Annotated in this window: 19 protein-coding genes and 1 tRNA gene; 8 read left to right on the top strand and 12 right to left on the bottom strand. The window is 28.8% G+C overall.

Features of this window, described 5'->3' with window-relative positions:
* Positions 1-10 precede the first annotated feature (10 nt).
* Genes polA through MARPI_RS00465 form a run of 4 tightly spaced genes read right to left on the bottom strand, consistent with a single transcriptional unit; the run spans position 11 to position 5530 of the window.
* Entirely contained in the window at positions 11-2695 is a 2685-nt protein-coding gene (polA, locus tag MARPI_RS00480; protein ID WP_014295623.1) for a DNA polymerase I, read from the bottom strand.
* A gap of 7 nt (positions 2696-2702) precedes the next feature.
* Positions 2703-2900, bottom strand: a complete 198-nt coding sequence (locus tag MARPI_RS00475) for a hypothetical protein (protein ID WP_014295622.1) — start codon at positions 2898-2900, stop codon at positions 2703-2705.
* Positions 2901-2921: 21 nt separating this feature from the next.
* Positions 2922-3374 (bottom strand): D-aminoacyl-tRNA deacylase, encoded by a 453-nt coding sequence (gene dtd, locus MARPI_RS00470; RefSeq protein ID WP_014295621.1) that lies wholly within the window; start codon positions 3372-3374, stop codon positions 2922-2924.
* A gap of 2 nt (positions 3375-3376) precedes the next feature.
* Positions 3377-5530 (bottom strand): RelA/SpoT family protein, encoded by a 2154-nt coding sequence (locus tag MARPI_RS00465; protein WP_014295620.1) that lies wholly within the window; start codon positions 5528-5530, stop codon positions 3377-3379.
* Positions 5531-5644: 114 nt separating this feature from the next.
* Here MARPI_RS00465 and fabG point away from each other — a divergent pair, with 114 nt between their 5' ends.
* The 8 genes from fabG (at position 5645) to MARPI_RS00420 (ending at position 12292) form a co-directional block, all read left to right on the top strand.
* On the top strand, positions 5645-6394 hold the full coding sequence (fabG, locus tag MARPI_RS00460; protein WP_014295619.1) for a 3-oxoacyl-[acyl-carrier-protein] reductase: 750 nt from the start codon (positions 5645-5647) through the stop codon (positions 6392-6394).
* Positions 6394-7326, top strand: coding sequence for a radical SAM protein (locus MARPI_RS00455; protein ID WP_014295618.1), 933 nt, complete (start codon positions 6394-6396; stop codon positions 7324-7326). The genes fabG and MARPI_RS00455 overlap by 1 nt, the downstream gene beginning before the upstream one ends.
* A 1-nt stretch (position 7327) precedes the next feature.
* Complete coding sequence (locus MARPI_RS00450; protein ID WP_014295617.1) at positions 7328-8977, top strand: sigma-54-dependent Fis family transcriptional regulator; 1650 nt, start codon at positions 7328-7330, stop codon at positions 8975-8977.
* Between the two features lie 9 nt (positions 8978-8986).
* Positions 8987-9436: a flagellar export protein FliJ gene (gene fliJ / locus MARPI_RS00445; RefSeq protein ID WP_014295616.1), complete on the top strand. Its 450-nt coding sequence runs from the start codon at positions 8987-8989 to the stop codon at positions 9434-9436.
* Between the two features lie 69 nt (positions 9437-9505).
* Positions 9506-9582: transfer RNA gene (locus tag MARPI_RS00440), tRNA-Cys, on the top strand.
* Positions 9583-9871: 289 nt separating this feature from the next.
* On the top strand, positions 9872-10663 hold the full coding sequence (locus tag MARPI_RS00430) for a MetQ/NlpA family ABC transporter substrate-binding protein (protein ID WP_014295615.1): 792 nt from the start codon (positions 9872-9874) through the stop codon (positions 10661-10663).
* A gap of 5 nt (positions 10664-10668) precedes the next feature.
* Positions 10669-11646 (top strand): methionine ABC transporter ATP-binding protein, encoded by a 978-nt coding sequence (locus MARPI_RS00425; RefSeq protein ID WP_238528148.1) that lies wholly within the window; start codon positions 10669-10671, stop codon positions 11644-11646.
* Position 11647: 1 nt separating this feature from the next.
* Positions 11648-12292: a methionine ABC transporter permease gene (locus tag MARPI_RS00420; protein ID WP_014295613.1), complete on the top strand. Its 645-nt coding sequence runs from the start codon at positions 11648-11650 to the stop codon at positions 12290-12292.
* A gap of 33 nt (positions 12293-12325) precedes the next feature.
* Here MARPI_RS00420 and MARPI_RS00415 read toward each other — a convergent pair whose 3' ends face one another.
* The 8 genes from MARPI_RS00415 to alaS all read right to left on the bottom strand — a co-directional run bounded on the left by MARPI_RS00415 (position 12326) and on the right by alaS (position 21147).
* A complete protein-coding gene (locus MARPI_RS00415) occupies positions 12326-13579 on the bottom strand; it encodes a hypothetical protein (protein ID WP_041638401.1) in 1254 nt (417 codons plus the stop codon).
* A complete protein-coding gene (gene truA / locus MARPI_RS00410; RefSeq protein WP_014295611.1) occupies positions 13474-14208 on the bottom strand; it encodes a tRNA pseudouridine(38-40) synthase TruA in 735 nt (244 codons plus the stop codon). The genes MARPI_RS00415 and truA overlap by 106 nt, the downstream gene beginning before the upstream one ends.
* 13 nt (positions 14209-14221) lie before the next feature.
* A complete protein-coding gene (locus MARPI_RS00405) occupies positions 14222-14815 on the bottom strand; it encodes a hypothetical protein (protein ID WP_014295610.1) in 594 nt (197 codons plus the stop codon).
* 17 nt (positions 14816-14832) lie between these two features.
* Entirely contained in the window at positions 14833-16512 is a 1680-nt protein-coding gene (locus tag MARPI_RS00400; protein WP_014295609.1) for a phospho-sugar mutase, read from the bottom strand.
* A gap of 80 nt (positions 16513-16592) precedes the next feature.
* Entirely contained in the window at positions 16593-16931 is a 339-nt protein-coding gene (locus tag MARPI_RS00395) for a YraN family protein (protein WP_014295608.1), read from the bottom strand.
* A 2-nt stretch (positions 16932-16933) separates the two neighbouring features.
* Positions 16934-17233, bottom strand: coding sequence for an Asp-tRNA(Asn)/Glu-tRNA(Gln) amidotransferase subunit GatC (gene gatC, locus MARPI_RS00390; RefSeq protein ID WP_014295607.1), 300 nt, complete (start codon positions 17231-17233; stop codon positions 16934-16936).
* Between the two features lie 9 nt (positions 17234-17242).
* The gene (locus MARPI_RS00385) at positions 17243-18526 is read right to left on the bottom strand and encodes an ArsB/NhaD family transporter (protein ID WP_014295606.1); all 1284 of its coding nucleotides are present in this window, start codon (positions 18524-18526) and stop codon (positions 17243-17245) included.
* Positions 18527-18540: 14 nt separating this feature from the next.
* Positions 18541-21147, bottom strand: coding sequence for an alanine--tRNA ligase (alaS, locus tag MARPI_RS00380; protein ID WP_014295605.1), 2607 nt, complete (start codon positions 21145-21147; stop codon positions 18541-18543).
* Positions 21148-21157 lie beyond the last annotated feature (10 nt).

Raw genomic sequence — 21157 nt, 5'->3', positions numbered from 1 at the left:
TATAATCGCCTCACTTTGACCACCTTTCGGATACTGCAATATCCACTTTTAGAGGCACATCTAACTTAACAGCATTTTCCATAGTTTCCTTTACAATTAAACTAACTTCTTCAATCCTATCTTCAGGTAATTCTATTACAATTTCATCATGAACCTGAAGAATCATCTTAGCATATTCTGGCAAAACTTTATCTAATTTTATCATTGCCAATTTCATAATATCTGACGCTGTTCCTTGAATTGGAGTATTTACTGCAATTCTTCTTAAATCATTTTTGTTAAGATTCAACTTACTTAAAAATCTTTTTCTTCCAAATAATGTTTCGACATATCCATTTTTATTTAAATTGGATAATATTTCTTTCTGATATTTTTCTACATTCTTATATAGCTCAAAATACTTTTTTATGAATATTCCTGCTTCTTCTATAGAAATCCCTGTTCTTTCAGCTAAACCATATGAGGAAACACCATATATTATAGAAAAGTTTATCATTTTTCCAATTTGCCTCATTTTATTATCAACATTTTCTTCAGGAACATCAAACAATTTCGCTGCTGTAATTTTATGAATATCAAGGTTTTTATTGAATGAATCTATTAAAATTGGATCCTGACTCATATGAGCTAAAACACGTAATTCTATTTGAGAGTAATCCGCACTCATTAAAACATAATTTTCTTTTTCAGCTTTGACAGCTTTTCTTATCTTTTCCCCTTCCACTTCTCTAATTGGTAGATTTTGTAGATTTGGATCACTGCTGCTTAATCTTCCCGTGGCTGCCCCTGTTTGATTAAATGATGTATGAACTCTTCCCGTTACTGGATTTACTAATTTTGGTATTGCTTGAATATATGTTGATAAAAGCTTTTGGTATTTTCTATATTCTAATATAAGCTTAATTACAGGATGTTCATTTTTCAACTCTTCCAGAACCTGTGCATTTGTTGAATATTGACCGCCTTTTGTTTTCTTTTTCGGCTTTATTCCAAGTTTTTCAAATAACAATTCACGGATTTGTTTTGGAGAATTTGGATTAACACTATATCCTGCAATTTCCTGAATTTCATTTAAAATATTTTTGGTAATATTTTTATACTCTTTTTCAAGCTCTTTCAAATATGGAATATCAAAGAAAACTCCATTTAATTCCATTTTGGCTAGAACAGGAATTAGGGGATTTTCTATTTCTTCCATTACCTTTTCAAGTTGAAATTCATAGATTCGAGGTTTTAATACATAAAAAAGACGTAAAGTTATATCTGCATCTTCACCTGAATATTCCGCAACCTTTTCAGGATCTACATCTTTTAATGTATTGGCAAATAAGGTATCTTTTTTTACTATATCATCATATTTTATTGTTTCATAATCGAGATATTTTTTAGCTAAATCATCCATATTGAATCGTCGAGAATCTGGAAAAACAAGATATGCAGCAATCATTGTATCAAAATAAGGATTCTTTATCTCAAACCCATTAACCTTCATTATTGATAAATCGTATTTAAGATTTTGTCCAATTAAATCTTTTTCTTTGAGAATTAACCATATTTTTTTTAATATTTCAAGTTTTTCTTTTTTTTCAAGTTTTGATATATCGATGTAATACCCTATCCCTGGTTCTGTAGATAAAGCTATGCCAAGAATTTCTGCACGATACGGATCTACTGCGGTTGTCTCTAAATCAAATGATACAGGATTTGCATCCTTTATTTTCGATATTATTTCATCGATTTTATCAGGACTTATTAAATGATATTTTCCCTTTTTAGATAGATCTTCAAATTCCGGGATTTCAGGTGAGACTATTACTTTTTTTTCTTCCTTTAATCCTAATTCTCTAATTATTGATTTAAATTCAAATTCATTTAATAATTTCTCAAGTTCCTCTGTATAACCCCTATATATATAATCTTCCCAATTTATATCCAACTCAACATCTGTAATTAATTGAACCAATTTTTTACTTAAAAATGCCATATCTTTTCCTTCTGTTAATTTTTTCTGTATGGATTTAGTTGTATTTCTAACATTTTTATATATTTCTTCAAGAGTCCCATACTCTTTTATAAGCTTTGTAGCCGTTTTTTCTCCAATTCCTTTTACACCAGGAATATTATCCGCAGTGTCTCCAGTTAATGCAAGAAAATCTTGAATTTTTTTAGGTTCAAATCCATATCTCTCTTTAACTTTTTCTATATCATATTCTATTAAATCGGTAATACCTCTGCCAATTCTTAACATTTTTATTTTCTCATCTATTAACTGCATTAAATCTTTATCGGAAGAAAGAATATAAATATTTTTAAATTTTTCCTTTCCTTTTAAAGCCAATGTTGCTATAACATCATCTGCCTCAACACCTTCTTCAGCAATTGTCTTTATTCCAAGTGCATTAACCATTTCAAGTATATAAGGTATTTGCTCTTTGAATATTTTAGGTGTTTCAGGTCTGTTAGCTTTATACTGTTCTAATAATTTGTGCCTATAGGTTACAGTTTTTTTATCCATTACGAAAATAACTGCATCTTCATTTGTTTTTATATATTTTTTTAAGATTTTTATAAGCATTTTGGTAACACCATAGATTGCATTAGTTGGAATTCCTGTTGATGTTTGCAATTCCTGATCCAATGCAAAAAATGCTCTATATGCTACTCCGCTTCCATCTATAAGATATAAATTACTCATATTTTCTTTATTCCCCTCTTACATATTTTTTTGTTCCATCTGGTAATTTAAATTTCACAACAACACCTTTAGCAGGTTTTTCTTCACCTCTATATATTTTATGCACATTTTGAGGAGTTACTCCATATTGAGCTCCTTCACTGCTAATATGTACATCAAAAGGTTGTTCAGAATATACGAATACTGTAATTTCAACTTCTTTCATAATAACACCTCCAAATTTTTTTTAAAATGTTTTTTCTGAATCTAATAACAAAGTTACTGGGCCGTCATTTATTAACTCAACTTCCATTTCTGCTTGAAAAATCCCTCTTTCAACCTTTATATTATAATTGTCTTCAATATATTTCATAAACTTCTCATAATATTCATTAGCTTTATCGGGTTTCGCTGCATTTGAATACGAAGGTCTTCTGCCTTTTCTACAATCTCCATATAATGTAAATTGAGATACAACAAGTATTTCTCCCTTTATATCAAGCAAGGACAAATTCATCTTATCATTTTCATCTTCAAAAATCCTTAAATTCATTATTTTATCTGCTAACCACTTTATATCGTTTTCTGTATCGTTATGCCCTACTCCAAGTAGAACTAAAATTCCCTTTCCAATTTTTCCAACTATTTCATTTTCAACTACCACAGAAGCTTTTTTTACTCTTTGCAATACAGCTCTCAACTTTAACTCCTCCTTACACTATATACTCCCTTTATATTTTTTATTGCCGTTAACACTCTCATTAGATGTTGTACATCTTTTACAGCTAATCGCATCTTTAGATCTATTCTATCAGTTTTTCTTGTGGTTTCATACATTTCTATATTAGCTTTTTCATTTTTTATTTTTCTTCTTATATCATCAAGAACAGATTTGTTTTCCATTTCTATTAAAAGATGTGTAACGAATTTTGTATTTTCTGCATCTTCTGTTACCCAACTAACTTTTATTACTCTATTTGGTGGAACTTCACGTATATTCATACAATTTCTTCTATGAATACCTATACCTCTTCTACTAACAATACCTATAATGTCATCACCAAGAACAGGATTACAACATTTTGCAAAATAAACATCTATACCTTCCTGACCATCTACTATAACTCCTACTCCTTTTCGCTTATAGGTAATGTGATGTACTTCTTCTTTCTTTTCTTCTATTCTTGGTTCTTCTTTCTTCTCAAATAATTTGTATATCTCCCTTGGGTTTAAATCTCCAAAACCAAGACGAATATATAATTCTTCTTCATTTTTTATCTTGTGTTTTTCACAAAAAATCTCATTATTTCTTATTTCGTGAATTAGATTATCTATGGACATATCAAGGTCTTTAGCAATTTCACGAATCTTGTCTCTTCCTTTTTCTTCAAGATTCTTTTCATTTTTTAATCTGTAATATCTTTTTATTTTATGCTTTGTTCTTGAAGATTTTGCATATTTCAACCAATCTATACTTGGACCAGAAGAGTTTCTGTTAACTATTATTTCTACAATATCTCCATTTTGAAGCTCATAACTTATAGGAACTATTCTTCCATTAACCTTTGCACCGGCAAAATGATTTCCAACGTTAGTATGAATGGCGTATGCAAAATCAATTGGAGTTGCGCCATATGGCAAATGCAAAATCTCACCTTTTGGTGTAAATACAAAAACTTCATGCGCCTGAAGTTCCTCTTCTATTTCACTCATATTAAATGCAGATTGGGCTATTTCTTTATGTAAATCCATTAATCTTTTTACGAAATACATTTTTTTAGCGTCTACACCCTGTTTGTATGCCCAATGTGCTGCAAGACCATATTCACTTTCTTCATGCATTTCCCAATCTCTAATTTGAATTTCAAGCGTTTCACCTTTATTTGTAATAACAGTAGTGTGAATTGACCTATAACCATTTGATTTTGGAACGGCTATATAATCTTTTATTCTTCCGGGCACAGGTCTCCAAACAGAATGAACAACACCTAAAGCTGCATAACATGCTGTAGGAGACTCCGTTATAATTCTTAAAGCAATAAAATCATAAATATCTTCAAAACTTTTGTTTTTTCTTAGCATTTTTTCCCATATACTATATAGATGTTTTGTTCTTCCTTGCAACGTAGCTTTTATATTGTGTTTTTCTAATTGTTCTTTTATTGTTGTTTTATATTCTTCCATCCTGTCATGAACATTTGATACACGTTCTTCCAACTTTCTTTTTAAATCTTCATAGGCTTCTGGATACAGATATTTAAAAGATAAATCCTCTAATTCTGCTTTTATTTTATGAATACCAAGTCTATGGGCAATCGGGGCATAAATTTTTAATGTTTCTTGAGACTTTATCACCTGTTTTTTATATGGAACATACTGTAAAGTTCTCATATTATGTAGTCTATCTGCTAATTTAACAATAATAACCCTTATATCATTTGACATTGCTAACAACATTTTCCTGATAGTCTCTATTTTCTCAAGCGATTTCATATCTACTTTATTTAATTTTTCATTTAATTTTAAATTACTAATTTTGGTAACTCCATCAACTATTCTACTTATTTCCGGTCCAAATTCATTGGTAATCTTTTCAATAGGAACATCACAATCTTCAACAACATCATGCAATAAGGCAGAAGCTATACTTTCAACATCCATCTTCAATTCAGCAAGAATTTTAGATACAGCTTTAGGATGTTCGAAAAAAGGCTCCCCAGAAGCTCTCATCTGACCATTATGAGCTTCCTTAGCAAGATAATATGCTTTCCTCAATATTTCGATTGATTCATCAGGTAGTTTTTTTTCAAGAATATTCTCTATTTCAGTAATATATTCCCTGAATTCCTGTTCCATTTATCCACTCCCTTTCATATGTAAATTATATCATACAATAGATTGTATTACAAAAAATATGCTATAATATAATGTGATTTGATTTTTATTAAAAAGTTCAAAGGAGGAAAAAGAATGAAATTAGAAAATAAAATATGTGTAGTAACTGGTGCAAACAGAGGTATTGGCAAAAAAATAAGTGAAGTTTTTGTAAGCGAAGGAGCTACCGTTTTGGGGTTTGCAAGAAACCTGGATGCTTTGAAAAAAGTAGAAGAAGAATTAAATGAAAAAGGGCCTGGAAAGTTCATCGGATACAAAGTCGATGTTTCAAATAGTGATGAAATTAATAATACAGTTAAGACAATTGCTAAAGAATTTAAAAGAATTGATGTTCTTGTCAATAATGCAGGTGTAACTAAAGATATGTTGTTATTATTAATGAAGGAAGAAGATTTTGATTTTGTTATCAATGTAAACTTAAAAGGTGTATTTCTTGTTACCAAAGCGGTTGCAAAAGTTATGAGAAAACAAAAAGAAGGATCTATAATAAATATTTCCAGTGTTGTTGGGCTTGAAGGTAATATTGGACAAACCAATTATTCTGCAAGTAAAGCAGGAGTTATTGGAATGACAAAAACATGGGCAAAAGAATTGACAATGAAAGGAGAACAAATTAGAGTAAATGCTGTGGCTCCAGGATTTATCGAAACAGATATGACTAAAGAATTAAATGAAGACTTTAAAAAAGCTGCTCTTGAAAGAATATTATTAAAAAGAATGGGAAGCGCAGAAGAAGTCGCAAAAGTCGTTTTATTCCTTGCATCAGATGATTCATCATATATTACAGGACAGGTTATACGAGTTGATGGAGGTATTGCACTGTAATGGCATATGTTCCTTCTTACATAAAACTTTATGAATCAGGCGAATTACAAAAGAGACGAGATATTTTATATGAAAAACTTTTTTCATGTAATTTATGTCCAAAGCAATGTCAAATAAATCGACATAAGCATGTTGGTGTATGTGGTGTAAGTAATAAGATTAAAGTTTCTGAATTTGTACTTTACAAAGGAGAAGAACCTCCTTTGGTTGGAGATACTGGTGCAGGAGGCGTTTTCTTTAGTAATTGTGTAATGAAATGTGTTTATTGTCAGAATTTTAATTTTTCTCAAAAAGGCTTTGGTAAAGAATTTAACGTTGAAGAATTGGCAGAAAAATTTCTCTGGTTACAAAACGAAAAAAAGGTTAAAAATATAGATTTAGTTACCGCCACGCCCTATCTCCCGTTTATTTTTGACGCATTAATCATCGCTATTGAAAATGGATTAAATATTCCTTTATTATGGAACACTTCGTCTTATGAAACAGTTGAAACTTTAAAATTTTTAGACGGCGTTATAGATATTTACCTTGCAGATATTAGATATACAACTGAATATGCTGCTAATCGATATTCTAAAACTCCAGATTACTGGAAATTTGCACAAGATGCTGTAAAAGAAATGTATAGACAAGTTGGAAGTAATTATATCTTTGAAAATAACCTTTTAAAAAGAGGATTGATTATAAGAATACTTGTATTACCTAATAACATTGATGAGGCACAGGGGGCTCTTAAATTTGTTGCAAAACTGGATAAAAATATATTGGTTAGTTTGATGGATCAATATGTTCCTGTATATAAAACCAAAGAATACCCGGAAATAAATCGTATATTAAAATACTCAGAATATAACAAAGTTATTGATACAATGGTTGAATTGGATTTGGACGGATGGATTCAGGAACATAAATTGTTAGAGGGGGAATTGTGACATGACTAATGCAGAGATGATTATGAGTATTTTAGAAGATATTCAAGAAGCAGTTATTTTAATTAATGATAAAGAAGAAATTATATTTTTAAATAATTCTGCTGCTAAAATACTCAGTGTTCCAAAAGAAAAGGTATTACATACAAAGGTTACTGATAGTATAACTGATACAAGACTTCATATCGTTTTAAAAACTGGCATTCCAGAACTTGATAGAATACAGAATCTCGGTAAAAAGATTATTGTTACCTCAAGATTTCCAATAAGAGATGAAAATGGGGAAATCATTGGTGCTGCAGCAGTATTTAGAGATGTAACGAGTATTCAAAAATTAGCTGAAGAAGTTACAAATTTAAGGGAATTAGATTCTTTGTTACGAGCCATAATTGATTCTACATATGATGCAATTTCTGTTGCCGATGAAGAAGGTAGAATTGTAATGGTTAATAAAGCTTATACAAAAGTAACTGGTCTTTCAGCAAAAGAAGTTATTGGAAAATTGGCTACTTACGATATTGCTGAAGGGCAGGAAAGTATGCATATTAAATGTTCAAGAGAACAAAAACCTATATTAAATGTTAGAACTAAGCTTGCTACTAATAAGAAAGAAGTTATAATAAACGTTAATCCAATTTTTGTAAAAGGAGAATTTAAAGGTAGCGTTGGTGTTATTCATGATATTTCAGAAATTGAAAGATTATTGAGAGAATTAGAAGCAACTAAGAGATTATTAAAAAAGGAAGAAGCAAGATATACCTTTGAAGATATTGTTAGCGAATCAGAAATAATGAAAAATGTAGTTACTCAAGCTAAAAAGGCTGCAAATACAAAAGTTAATGTATTATTAAACGGAGAACCAGGCGTTGGCAAAGAAATATTAGCTCAAGCTATACATAATTTCAGCGAAAGAAGAAATTATTCATTTGTTGCAACTAATCTATTATTATATGATGAAAAGAAACAATTAGAAATATTTTTCGGAAATGAAAATAACTTTTTTGAAAAGGCACACAAGGGAACTTTGTTTATAGATAATACACATTTAATGGGTCCAGATGTTCAGGAATTATTTTTCGAATTTTTAAATACTGGAAAGGTTATTTTTAACGATAAAGAGATTAAATCTGATGTAAGAATTATATTTGCTACACCGGAAAATTTAAAAGAGCTTATGTCACTTGGAAAATTTTCAAGAAGATTATACTACAAAATCTCTGTAGTGACTATTGACGTACCTCCTCTTAGAGAAAGAAAAGAAGATATTCCAAAAATGGCAAAACAGATTTTGCATATTTTAAATCAAAAACATGAAAAAGTTGTTTATGGATTGTCAGAAGATGCCGTTAATATTTTAAAAAGTTATGATTGGCCTGGAAATATTAGAGAACTTGAAAATGTGCTTGATAGAGCTTTAATGAATATGACACAAACTGAAACCATGATAACCTCCATGCATCTACCAGAATTAAAAAATGAAGACCTTGAAAAGAAATTAGATGGCACTTTAAAAGAGTTACTCTCAGAATATGAAAAATATATTATAATAGAAACATTAAAAAGTTGTCAGGGAAATAAAACAGCTGCGGCTAAAAAATTGGGTTTAACCGTGAGAAATTTATATTATAAACTTGAAAAACTCGGAATAAAGTAGTTGATTTAAATGAGGTTTAGATTTAATCTTGAAAGACTTAAAAATTTAAGAGAAAGACTTGAAGAAGATGCAAAAAGAATATTCCTTGAAGCAACTGCCAATCGAATAAAGGCAGAAGAAGATTTGATTGCTATAAATGAAAAAATAAAAAATGAAAACGAAAAATTCATAAAAATGCTTTCAGAGAAAACTTTAACTATTCAAGAGGTAATACAATGGAGAAGTTATTTAGAAGCACTTGAAGAAGAAAAAATAAAATTAGGAGAAATTTACAGACAAAAAGTTGCACTTGAAGAAGAAAAAAGACAGATTTATTTAGAAAAAAGAAAAGATAGGATAATCCTCGAAAAACTGAAAGAAAGGAAATTTGAAGAATTTAAGGTTGAATTTCAAAGGGAAGAAAATAGAATGATGGACGAAATAGGAATTCAAATGTTTTATAGAAACAGAGAAAAATAAATTTAAGTAAATTTTATGTTTTCTTCTATATAACTTAATAATATTTGTGGTATAATTATTCACGGTTAAGGCAACGTAGCCAAGGGGTCTAAGGCGGCGGTCTGCAAAATCGCTATTCGTGGGTTCAAATCCCACCGTTGCCTCCAAAAAACTCCCGACTTATGTCGGGAGTTTTTATTTTTGTATTAAAAAAAGTCTTGACATTTGACTTTATTTATGTTAAAATCGTAAAAAATTACAGAGGTGATTTTATGAAAAATTTTTCAACATTTGAATTTTTATATAAAGTAAATATGATGATGATGTGGCATTTGCGGTCTTCTCTAATGAAGATTAATGCCACACTGTTTTCGTGCTGAGTGGTTTTAATTGAGAAGGCCGATTAGAAATAATCGGCCTTCTTTTTTTTAATATTTTTTATGGAGGTGGTTTTTTATGAAAAAAGTGGTATTTATTCTGGTAGGAATTTTATTGGTATTGATGGGATGTAGTGAAAAAGAGAAAGTTTTTAAAATCGGAGCTACAGCTATTCCGCACGCTGAAATTCTAGAATTTGTTAAAAATGATTTTGAAAAGGAAACGGGATATAAATTAGATATTGTTGTTTTTAATGATTATGTACAGCCTAATATCGCGTTAGAAGAAGAACAGATTGATGCTAATTATTTTCAACATATTCCCTATTTAGAAGAATTTTCAAAAAATAAAGGATATACCGATTTAATTGCCGTTGCTAAAATTCATGTTGAACCAATGGGTTTTTATTCTAAAAAACAATTATCAGAATTTAAATCCGGTGATAAGGTTGTTATTCCTAATGATGCAACTAATGAAGGAAGAGCTTTATTATTACTTGCAAAAAATGGTTTAATCACCCTTAAATCAACAAATTCATTGAAAGTAACAATAACGGATATTAAAGATAATAAATATAATTTAAATTTTGTAGAATTGGACGCTGCATATCTTCCAAGAACTTACAAAGAAGATAATACTGTTGTTGGTGCAGTTATTAATACAAATTATGCTATTGAAAATGGTTTAAATCCTTTGCAGGATGCTATTTTTATTGAAGATGCAAATTCACCATATGCAAATATTATTGCAGTAAAAGAAAAAAATAAAAATAATAAACAATTAAAAAAGTTAATTGAATTATTGCAAAGTCAGAAGGTAAAGGAGTTTATATTAGAAAAATATAATGGGGCTGTTGTTCCAGTATTTTAAGGAGTGTGAATGTTTTGCTTGAAGTTAAAAACTTGAATCTTACATATGATGGATTAAATTACATTTTAAAAGATATTAATTTTAATATAAAAAAAGGCGAAATCGTTGGGATAATAGGACTTTCCGGAGCCGGAAAGTCCTCCTTATTGAGAGCTTTAACTCTTTTAAAAAGACCTGAGGGAAAAATTCTATTTAACAATATTGATTTAACCTCATTATCAGGTAGAGATTTAAGAAAAATTCGAAAAAAAATAGGCGTTGCATTTCAACATTATAATTTGTTATCAAGAAAAAATGTTTTTGATAATATTGCTTTGCCTCTTATTCTTAATAAAGAAAGAAATATTGAAAAAAGAGTCATTGATATTATAAAAAAAATTGGTCTTGATCACCGAATTAAAGCTTTTCCATCACAATTATCAGGTGGAGAAAAACAAAGAGTGTCAATTGCAAGAGCAATTGTCTCAAATCCTGATATTTTGTTCCTTGATGAACCTACATCTGCGCTTGATCCAAAAACTACTGAAAAAATACTTGAATTAATATTAAAAATAAATATAGAAATGGCCATTTCAACTATTATTATCACTCATGAAATGGATGTAATAAAAAGAATTTGCGATAAAATACTATATTTGAAAAACGGAAGAGTTTATTATTATGGAGAAGTTTATAAATTCTTCTCAGAATTTGAAAATGAATTAAATAATGAATTCTATAAGGATGTTAATTTTAATTATAATAAATTAAAAGAAAGAACTGGCAAGATTATAAAAATTATCTTTTATGGAAACAATGTTGAAAAACCTATTCTTTATAACATTGCAAAAAAATATAATATTACTTTTAATATTTTATACGGAAAAATAGAAGAATTTAAAAATGCACCTTTTGGAAAACTTATAATTGAAATTGAGGGAAACGGAGCAAAGGAATTTATATATGATTTACAAAAACACGTTTATTCCCTGGAGGTGTTATAAGATGCATATTTATAATGAATTACTAAAAGCTACGTTAGAAACCCTTTATATGACATTTTTTTCAGGTTTTCTAAGCGTTGTTTTTGGAATTCCAATTGGAATATTATTGTATTTAACTTCTATTAATAATGATACAATTTCAAGAATTATTTATAGAATTCTTGATGGATTTATAAATATTTTTAGATCTATACCTTTTATAATTTTAATTGTGCTTGTTATTCCTTTAACTAAATTAATAGCCGGAACAATTATAGGTCCAAAATCAGCAGTTGTTTCACTAACTATAGCTGCTATTCCTTTTATGGCCAGATTAAGTGAAAATACATTTAATTCTCTTCCTAAAGAAATGCTTGATACCGCACATACTCTTGGAATGAATAATACAGAATTTATATTAAAAATGTTGTTGCCTGAAACTTTACCAAAAATAGTTTCTGATATAACTTTATTATTAATTAATCTTATAACCTATACCGCAATTGCCGGTGCTGTTGGTGCTGGAGGTCTTGGTGCTATGGCTATAAATTACGGCTATCAACGATTTAGATTTGATGTTTTAATTTATGATATTATTATTTTAATATCTATTACACAATTAATACAGGCTATAGGAAAAAATATTGAAAAAAAATTGTTATTATAAAAAATTCCCTGGGCTAAATACCAGGGAATTTTTTTATTTGTTATATGTTTTTTCTTTTATCTTTATTATTTTTATTGCATTATTCTTTATTATTACTTTCTTATCTTTTATTTCAAACACTCCTGAAGTATTTAAATTTATATTATACATAATTTTTGAAGTAATTCCTTTATAATACAATCCTCCTGTTTTTAGATCTATACTATACATTTTCCCGCCAAATGTTGTAATTTCTATAATATTATTTTTTACTTTTATACTTGCTGGACTTCTTTCCATATCTCTAATTATATTTCTTAATCCAACAGTTAAAATTTCTCCGTATGAGGTTATTATGTAAACTGTGTAATTATATTCATATAAAAATATGGGCTTTCCATGATATTGAATACCATGTTTTTTATCAAGCATCCCATATGGCGATATAAAATCCACATTTTCAACATCAAGAATTTTATCCCCATTTTTCGGTATCCATATGCTTCTTTTTTCTCCAAGTATCGATATACCAGATTCCAATTCAAAAATTGCATAAATATTTTCCATTTTAATTTCTTTTTCTACAACCTCTTTTATAAGAGAAAGAGTATAATTATTTTCACTTTCTGTCGTATCAAAATTTACTTTTTCGTATGGAGTTATTAATTCATATTTCGCAGGTGGGATTTCCATATTTTCATCCAACTGAATAGGTATGTTATTTAAAGTAGCTGGACCCGTATATCCAACAATTTTTAAATTTACCCATTTATCAGGAACTCTTTTTATACTTTCCCCTATCGGCATAGATACAGGTACATTAAAAATATTACCATTTTTGTATATGTTTATATATACTTCATTTTCCCAATTTATAAATGTTGATTTTACCCTATCTCCATCGTTCAATACTATTTCACAATCATTAGCCATAACATATATTCTTCTTGGATAATAATCTTTTAATATTTTTCTTATTAATATTTTATAATTATCAAACTTATCGATATATTCATTTCCTTTAAAATCGATTTTTATTTCTGGAAGATTGACAACAACCTCCATTCTTTCAGATAGAGTAGACGGTGGCGTTTCAATATCAGCATATTTATATATTTCATAATATATTTTAGAAAATAAAGAAGTAGGGCCTTTATAAATAAGCCCTATTTTTTCTTTAGCAAATATATTTGAGGATATTATTAAAATAATACTGAATAAAAGTATAATCCTTGTGGTGGTGCTGAAGCCGGTGCCTTTGACCTGCTTTTGGCCTCTAATATCTCTTTTATATATTCTGGTTCCCAATTTTCTGTCCCTACCTTTACAAGTGCTCCTACTATATTCCTGACCATTCTTCTTAAGAACGAATGGCCTTCTACCCTTATTAATATAATATTATTTCTCATTTTTAAAATTCTTATTCTATATATTGTTCTTACTGGATTTCTATCATCGTTTCCAGTTTTAAATGTCGTAAAATCATGTTCTCCTTCAAGATATTTTGCAGCTTTTCTCATTTTTTCAATATTTAAATCATATGGAAACCACCAAACTCTATCTCTTAAAAAGATGTTTGGTTCATCATTTTGATATATAAAATAATGATATATTCTTTTTGTTGCTTCATGCCTTGGAGAAAATTTATCTCTTACTTTAAGAACTTTTCTAACATATATATCTTCTGGTAGATTTGCATTTAAAGCATCTTTTATATTTTCAAGTGTCATTCTTTCATTTGGAACATCAAAAGCTATAACCTGTCCATATCCATGAACACCTGTATCTGTTCTTCCTGCTCCCCATGAAATTACTTTTTGTTTAAATATTCTTTTTAAAACTTTTTCAAATTCTCCTTGAACTGTTCTTACTTTTGGTTGTCCTTGAAATCCATTGAATTTTGTTCCGTCATACGCTACTATTGCTGCTACTCTCATTTATTTACCTCCATTATTTAAATACTCCCTTTTCTTTCAAAACACCTGTTTCCAATATTTTATAAGCAATCTCCTTTTCTTCTTTTTCAAGTAATTCTAGATTTTTTGAAAACATATTTTCATAAACACGAATTAAATAAAGGTTTGCAAATTTTGAAATGTGCATTCCAAGCGTATCAATATGTTCATCAGGAACATCTTTTAATTGATTGTCAAGCCACTGTTCATAATTTTCACGAATATTCCCAAGGTTTATTAATCTATTTAATTCATGAATTATATTATATAATCCTACAAATTCAGAAATTACTTCAATATAATCACCGTATAGTTCCCTTATTTCATCAGGTATAAAATCAACAAAGGTTACTTTTAAGTAATTATTAATTCTCTTATCTATTTTCAGGAATCTTTTCATTCCAACAAGATTCCCTACTTTTTCTTTTATTACAAAGTATCCGAGTATTCCATCGTTTTTTTGTTTTATATTTTCAATATCCTCTTCACCATATAGTTCTATTTTTAATGTTTTTAAATCAATAAATTCACATTTTTTTGGAACATAAAAATCTCCATTATTACACACTAATAAAAGATTAGGTTCCATAATTTCACCTCAAATAATTATTCCATTATTAAATTCACTGCATCTTTTGCCATTTTTATCAAACTTTCTACTTCGTTTAAATTTTCTCCCTTTGCCATCAAATAAAACTTGATTTTAGGTTCTGTACCTGAAGGTCTACCTATAATCTTTATTTTATTATCATAATTCAATTCTACAACATTTGATTTAGGTAAATTATTTATCCCTTTTTTATAATCTATAGTTTCTATTAAGTTATATTCTCCTATTTTTACTGGTGGTTCATTTCTTAATTTTTCCATAGTATCGTTTATCTTTTGCATTCCTTTTATTCCTTCTAAGGTATATGAAACATTTTCTTCAAGATAATAGCCATATCTTTCATACAATTCATTTAAATATTTTTTTAAAGATTTATTTTCTTTTTGTAAATGAGAAAATAAAACAGAAACTAATCCAGCTGCAATCACAGCATCTTTATCTCGTGCATGATCATTTGCAAGATAACCATAACTTTCTTCAAATCCAAAAATAAACTTTTTTTGACCATTTTCAGTATAATATTCTATTTTTTCACCAATGAATTTAAATCCTGTTAAAGTTTCTTCCAATGAAACATTAAACTCTTTTATAATGGGTTTTATCATGTCTGTTGTAACTATTGTTTTTACTATTAATCCATTATCTGGTAACATATTTAATGCCTGCAATCTTGTCAAAATAAAGTGGGCAAGCATAACTCCTATTTGATTACCTGTAAAAGTTATATATTCTCCATTCTCTTTAGCGTATATTCCCAATCTATCTGAATCAGGATCTGTTGCCATTATAAGATCAGCATCATTTTGTTTAGCCGCTTCTATAGCTAATTTAAATGCATCTTTTTCTTCTGGATTAGGGACTTTCACAGTGGAAAAATTTGAATCAGGAACTGCCTGTTTTTCAACTATAATTGTTTCAAATCCTAATCTTCCCAATAATTCTTTTACTGGTTTTAAACCTGTTCCATGTAAAGGTGTATATACTATCTTTAAATTATTTTCAAGTGAAGGTTCAAGAGATCTTAAAAAGCTTTCAAGCGTATCTATGTAATCATCAAATAATTCATCAGATACCCAATTTATTATTCCTTCTTCCAGACCATCTTCAAATTTCATAGTTTTTATGCCTTCAAAATAGTCCAATTTTTTTATTTCTTCAATTACTTTTTCTGCTATATGAGGTACTGCTTGAGTACCATCTGAGGTGTATATTTTATAACCATTATATTGCGGTGGATTATGACTTGCTGTAATTACTATTCCACCTGTAGCTTTTAATTGTCTCACTGCAAATGAAAGAATAGGCGTAGCTGTAACTTCTTTAAATATATAAACATTTATATTATTTGCAGCAAGAACAGAAGCTGCTGCTTTAGCAAATTCAAATGAAAATTTTCTTGTATCATATGCAATTACTACTGATGGAAATCTGCATATGCTTTTCAAATAATTTGCAAATCCCTGTGTTGCTTTGGATATAGTATGAATATTTATTCTATTTGTACCAGCTCCTATCTTCCCTCTTAATCCTCCTGTTCCAAACTCAAGATCCTTAAAGAATCTATCTATTATTTCATCTTCATTATCCTTAATTTCTTCAAGTTCTTTTTTTAGCATTTTATCGCTTTTTTCAAGCCATATATTTAATTTTTTATATGAAATTTCTTTTAAATCCATTATCTTCTCCTCCTTTTACTGCGAGCTTTCCACATATATTATACCATAATATAAACAAATAAAAAAAGGGCATTACGCCCTTATATTAATCTTTGGTCAGGAAAATATGAGATTTCAAATTTATCGTTAATCCCAATTACATCTATCCTTGTTTCTTCAAAGTTTGGTTTAAACTTATTAATATATATATTTGCTACTCTAATTATTTTGTTTATTTTAGAAATATTAACCCTATAGGCAGGATTTCCATAATAATCCTTCCCGCCTTTTACTTCAACAAAAACCAATGTATTTCCATCTTTTGCAATTATATCTATTTCGCCTATACGGGTAGTAAAATTTCTTTTTAAAATCTTAAAACCTTTCTTTTTAAGAAATTTTACAGCAATATCTTCATATATTTTTCCTTTGTTGTTCATGATTAATTCTGAATTCCAGGCACCTTCAAGAGATTATCCTTTTTATTTGGATATTCTTTTATTATATTTTCTATATATTCAGAAACTTTTTCTTTATCTTCATGAAATACATTTTTTAATATATTTTCAACAGGTGAAAACATGGGTTCAATATTTTCTGTAATTACTTCATCTATTTGATTCATATAATTTAATATTTCCTCTAAATCTTTTTTTATTATCTCTTTTTCTTCTTCACTTAATTTTATCATTGATAATTTTTCTAATTTGGTAATTAATTCATCATTTACTTCTATTTTCATTCTCTCACCTCATATTAATATAAATTCTATATATATTGCTGAAATTATTAAATTAACAGACACTATTAAAGCTGCATATTTAAAGAAATTTATAAAACTAATCTCTTCATTTTTAAATTGTTTTAGCATTGCAAGAGCTATAATATTTGCCGATGCACCTATAGGTGTAAAATTTCCACCTAAACATGCTCCAAGAGATAATGCATACCACAATGGGTTTAAATTCCCAAATGTTTCCGGATTAATATTTTGAAGATTTTTTATTACAGGGATCATTGTCGCCGTAAATGGAATATTATCTACAACACCTGATACTGTACCTGAAACACCTATAAGCATCATCGCAAAGCTTCTCATAGAATCTCCTGCAATTTTTGCAAGAAAATAAGTAAAGTCTTTTAAAATTCCTGTTTCTACAAGACCTCCCGTAATTATAAATAGTCCAAAAAAGAACAAAATTGTTCCCCATTCTACTTCTTTCAATATTTCTTCAACTTCATCTTTATCCAGTATCAAAAGTGCTAAGAAACCTATGAATAAAGCAATTGTCGAACTTTCCATTTCAAGTTGATGCTGAAAAATAAACATTAAAAGCGTTAATATAAGTAAAAACCATGATATTATAAAATCCTTTTTATTTCCTATTGCAGAATGTGGATCAAATGATTTTACTTTTTCCTGATCAATTTTAAAATTCAATGTTTTTTTAAACATTATCATTGTTATTATTTGCATTGTAAATAGGTTTATAAAAGATATTGGACCATTTGTTAGAAAAAATTCTGTGAAATTTAATCCGGCTGCACTTGCAATCATAATATTCGGTGGATCACCAATAATGGTTGCAGTACCTCCAATATTAGATGCCATTATTTCACCAAATATAAAAGGTAACGGATCTACATCTAATGAATCTGTAATTGCTAAGGTAATCGGTATAAATACCAATACAGTAGTAACGTTATCAATAATAGCAGACATCAATGCAACCATAAACGTTAAACCAAAATAGAGCAAAAATCCATTTTTCTTAAATATTTTCAGGGTTACTATTCCAAGATATTCAAATAATCCCTTCTTTCTTATAACCGAAACAAAGATCATCATACCCATTAAAAGATATATAGTATTTACATCAACATAATTTTTTATTGCTTCGATATGATTATCAAATATTCCAAATATCATCATGATAGTGGCGCCAAGAATCGCCACTATCGTTCTATTTACTTTTTCGGTAATAAGTAATGTATATGAAAAAAGAAATATAATGAGGGCTATAATTCTATCCATTTAAGAACACCAGCTTACTTTATATAATTTTGAATGTTATTCATCACTTCGTTAATTTTAACGGCATTTTTACCTCCAGCTTGTGCAAAGTCTGGTCTTCCACCACCGCCACCACCAAGTTCTTTCGCTATTTTTCTTGCGATATTTCCTGCATGATATTTTCCAACTATATCTTTTGTTACTTTAACAACAAAATTTACTTTTTCACCATTTTTGTTGAATAATATTATTATTCCGCTTCCAACTTTATTTACAGCAATATCAGTAACATTTCTCAAAACATCATTGTCAACCTTTTCAAATACTTTCATGTAGATCTTTGTATCTTCAAATTCTTTTACATTAAATGCATCTATAGATTGTGAAGTCATTTTTTCTTGAAGCCTTTTGATTTCTTTTTCCTGTTCCCTGATTTTTTCAAGAAGTCCCAATATTCTTGGAACCACAATTTCCTGCGCAGCTTCCAGATGTTCTGAAATTACATTTATTTTATCTTCTAGATCATTTAAATATTCAAGTGATTTCATTCCGGTAATAGCTTCTATTCTTCTTACACCTGCAGAAACTGCTGTTTCTGTTGTTATTTTAAATAATCCTATTTCTCCTGTGTAAGAAACATGTGTTCCTCCACACAATTCAGAACTAAAGTCTGAAATCTTTACAACTCTTACTTTATCACCGTATTTTTCTTCAAATAATGCCATTGCATTTTCACTTTTTGCTTCATCAAGACTCTTTATTTCTGTAATAACCTTTATATTTTCAAGTATTTTTTCATTTACAAGCTTTTCTACTGCTTTTATTTCTTCTGGTTTCATTGCTTCGTAATGTGAAAAGTCAAATCTAAGTTTTTCGTCTGTTACCAACGAACCAGCCTGTTTTACATGTGTTCCTAATACTTCTCTTAATGCTTTATGTAATAAATGTGTAGCTGTATGGTTTCTTTTTATATTTTGTCGTCTTTCTTTATTAATTATCAATTTAGCTTTTTCATTGCGTTTAATAATCCCTAATTTTACAACACCAAAGTGTCCTATTACTTCATTATTTATTATTTTAGTATCTTTTACTTCAAATTCAAATCCAGCCCCTTTTATTATTCCTGTATCTCCAATTTGTCCGCCTTTTTCAGCATAAAATGGTGTTTTATTTGTAATTACTACTACTTCTTCACCTTCACCAGCACTATCGATTATTTCTTCTTCTTTTATAATATATAATATTTCTCCTTCATCTTCTATTTTTTCATAACCTGTAAAATCTGTAGTTTTTATTTCATCACCAACAAATTTATATGCCGGATTCATTTTCGCATATTCCTTTTCACCAGCGGCTTCTCTTGCACGTTTTTTCTGAAGCTCCATTTGCTTATTAAATCCTTCTTCATCAATTCCAAAACCATTTTCTTCGGCTATTTCTTTCGTTATATCAAGCGGGAAACCATATGTATCATATAATTCAAATGCAAACTCACCATCTATTATTTTATTTTCAGTATTTTTCATGTAATTTATTAATTTTTCTGTTCCTTTATCCAATGTTTCAAGGAATCTTTTTTCTTCAGTTTCAACTATTTTCTTTATGAAATCTTTTTTCTCTATAATCTCTGGATATATATCGCCATACTTTTCAAATACAGCATCTATTATTTTATTAATAAATGGTTCTTTCTTCCCAAGTAATGCCCCATGTCTTAAAGCCCTTCTTAATATTCTTCTTAATACATAACCTCTACCTTCATTTGAAGGTAGTATTCCTTCTGATACAAGGAATGTAACTGCTCTCGAATGATCAGCAATTACTTTTATTGAAACGTCTGTTTTTTCATTTTCTTTAAATTTTACATTAAATACAGATTCTATTTTATTAATAATAGGCATAAATAAATCTGTTTCAAAATTCTGATATACCCCTTGTACAGCTGCAACAACCCTTTCAAGACCTGCACCGGTATCAATATTTTTTCTTGGTAATGGTTCAAGATTTCCCTTTTCATCCTGGTAATATTCTGTAAATACAAGATTCCATATTTCAACATATCTTCCACAATCATCATATGGAGTGCAATTATCAGGATTTGGACAAAGTTCAACCATTCCTGTATCAAAATATATTTCGGAGGATGGACCACATGGACCGGTTGGGCCAACAGGACCCCACCAATTATCCTCTTTACCCATTTTTAATATTTTGTTTTCTGGTACACCTATTATATCTTTCCAGATATTATAAGCTTCTTCATCGTCTTTATAAACAGAAACCCATAATTTTTCTTCTGGAAGTTTTAATACTTTTGTTAAAAATTCCCATGCATATTTAATTGCACCTTCTTTAAAATAATCTCCAAAAGAAAAATTACCAAGCATTTCAAAAAATGTTTGATGTCTTGCGGTTCTTCCAACGTTTTCAATATCATTGGTTCTAATACATTTTTGACACGTAGCTATCCTCGTATAAGTTGGTTCCACTTTTCCCCAAAATATTGGTTTAAATGGTACCATACCTGCAACTGTAAACAATAATTGCGGATCTGAAGGAATTAATGGAAAACTTTTCATTACTTTATGACCATTTTTTTCGAAATATTCCAAAAATGATTTTCTAATCTCTTCTGATGTCATATATTTATAC

Source organism: Marinitoga piezophila KA3 (assembly GCF_000255135.1).
GTDB lineage: Bacteria > Thermotogota > Thermotogae > Petrotogales > Petrotogaceae > Marinitoga > Marinitoga piezophila.
Note: the sequence above shows the minus strand (reverse complement) of the source record. Positions and strands in the feature narration are given on the sequence as shown.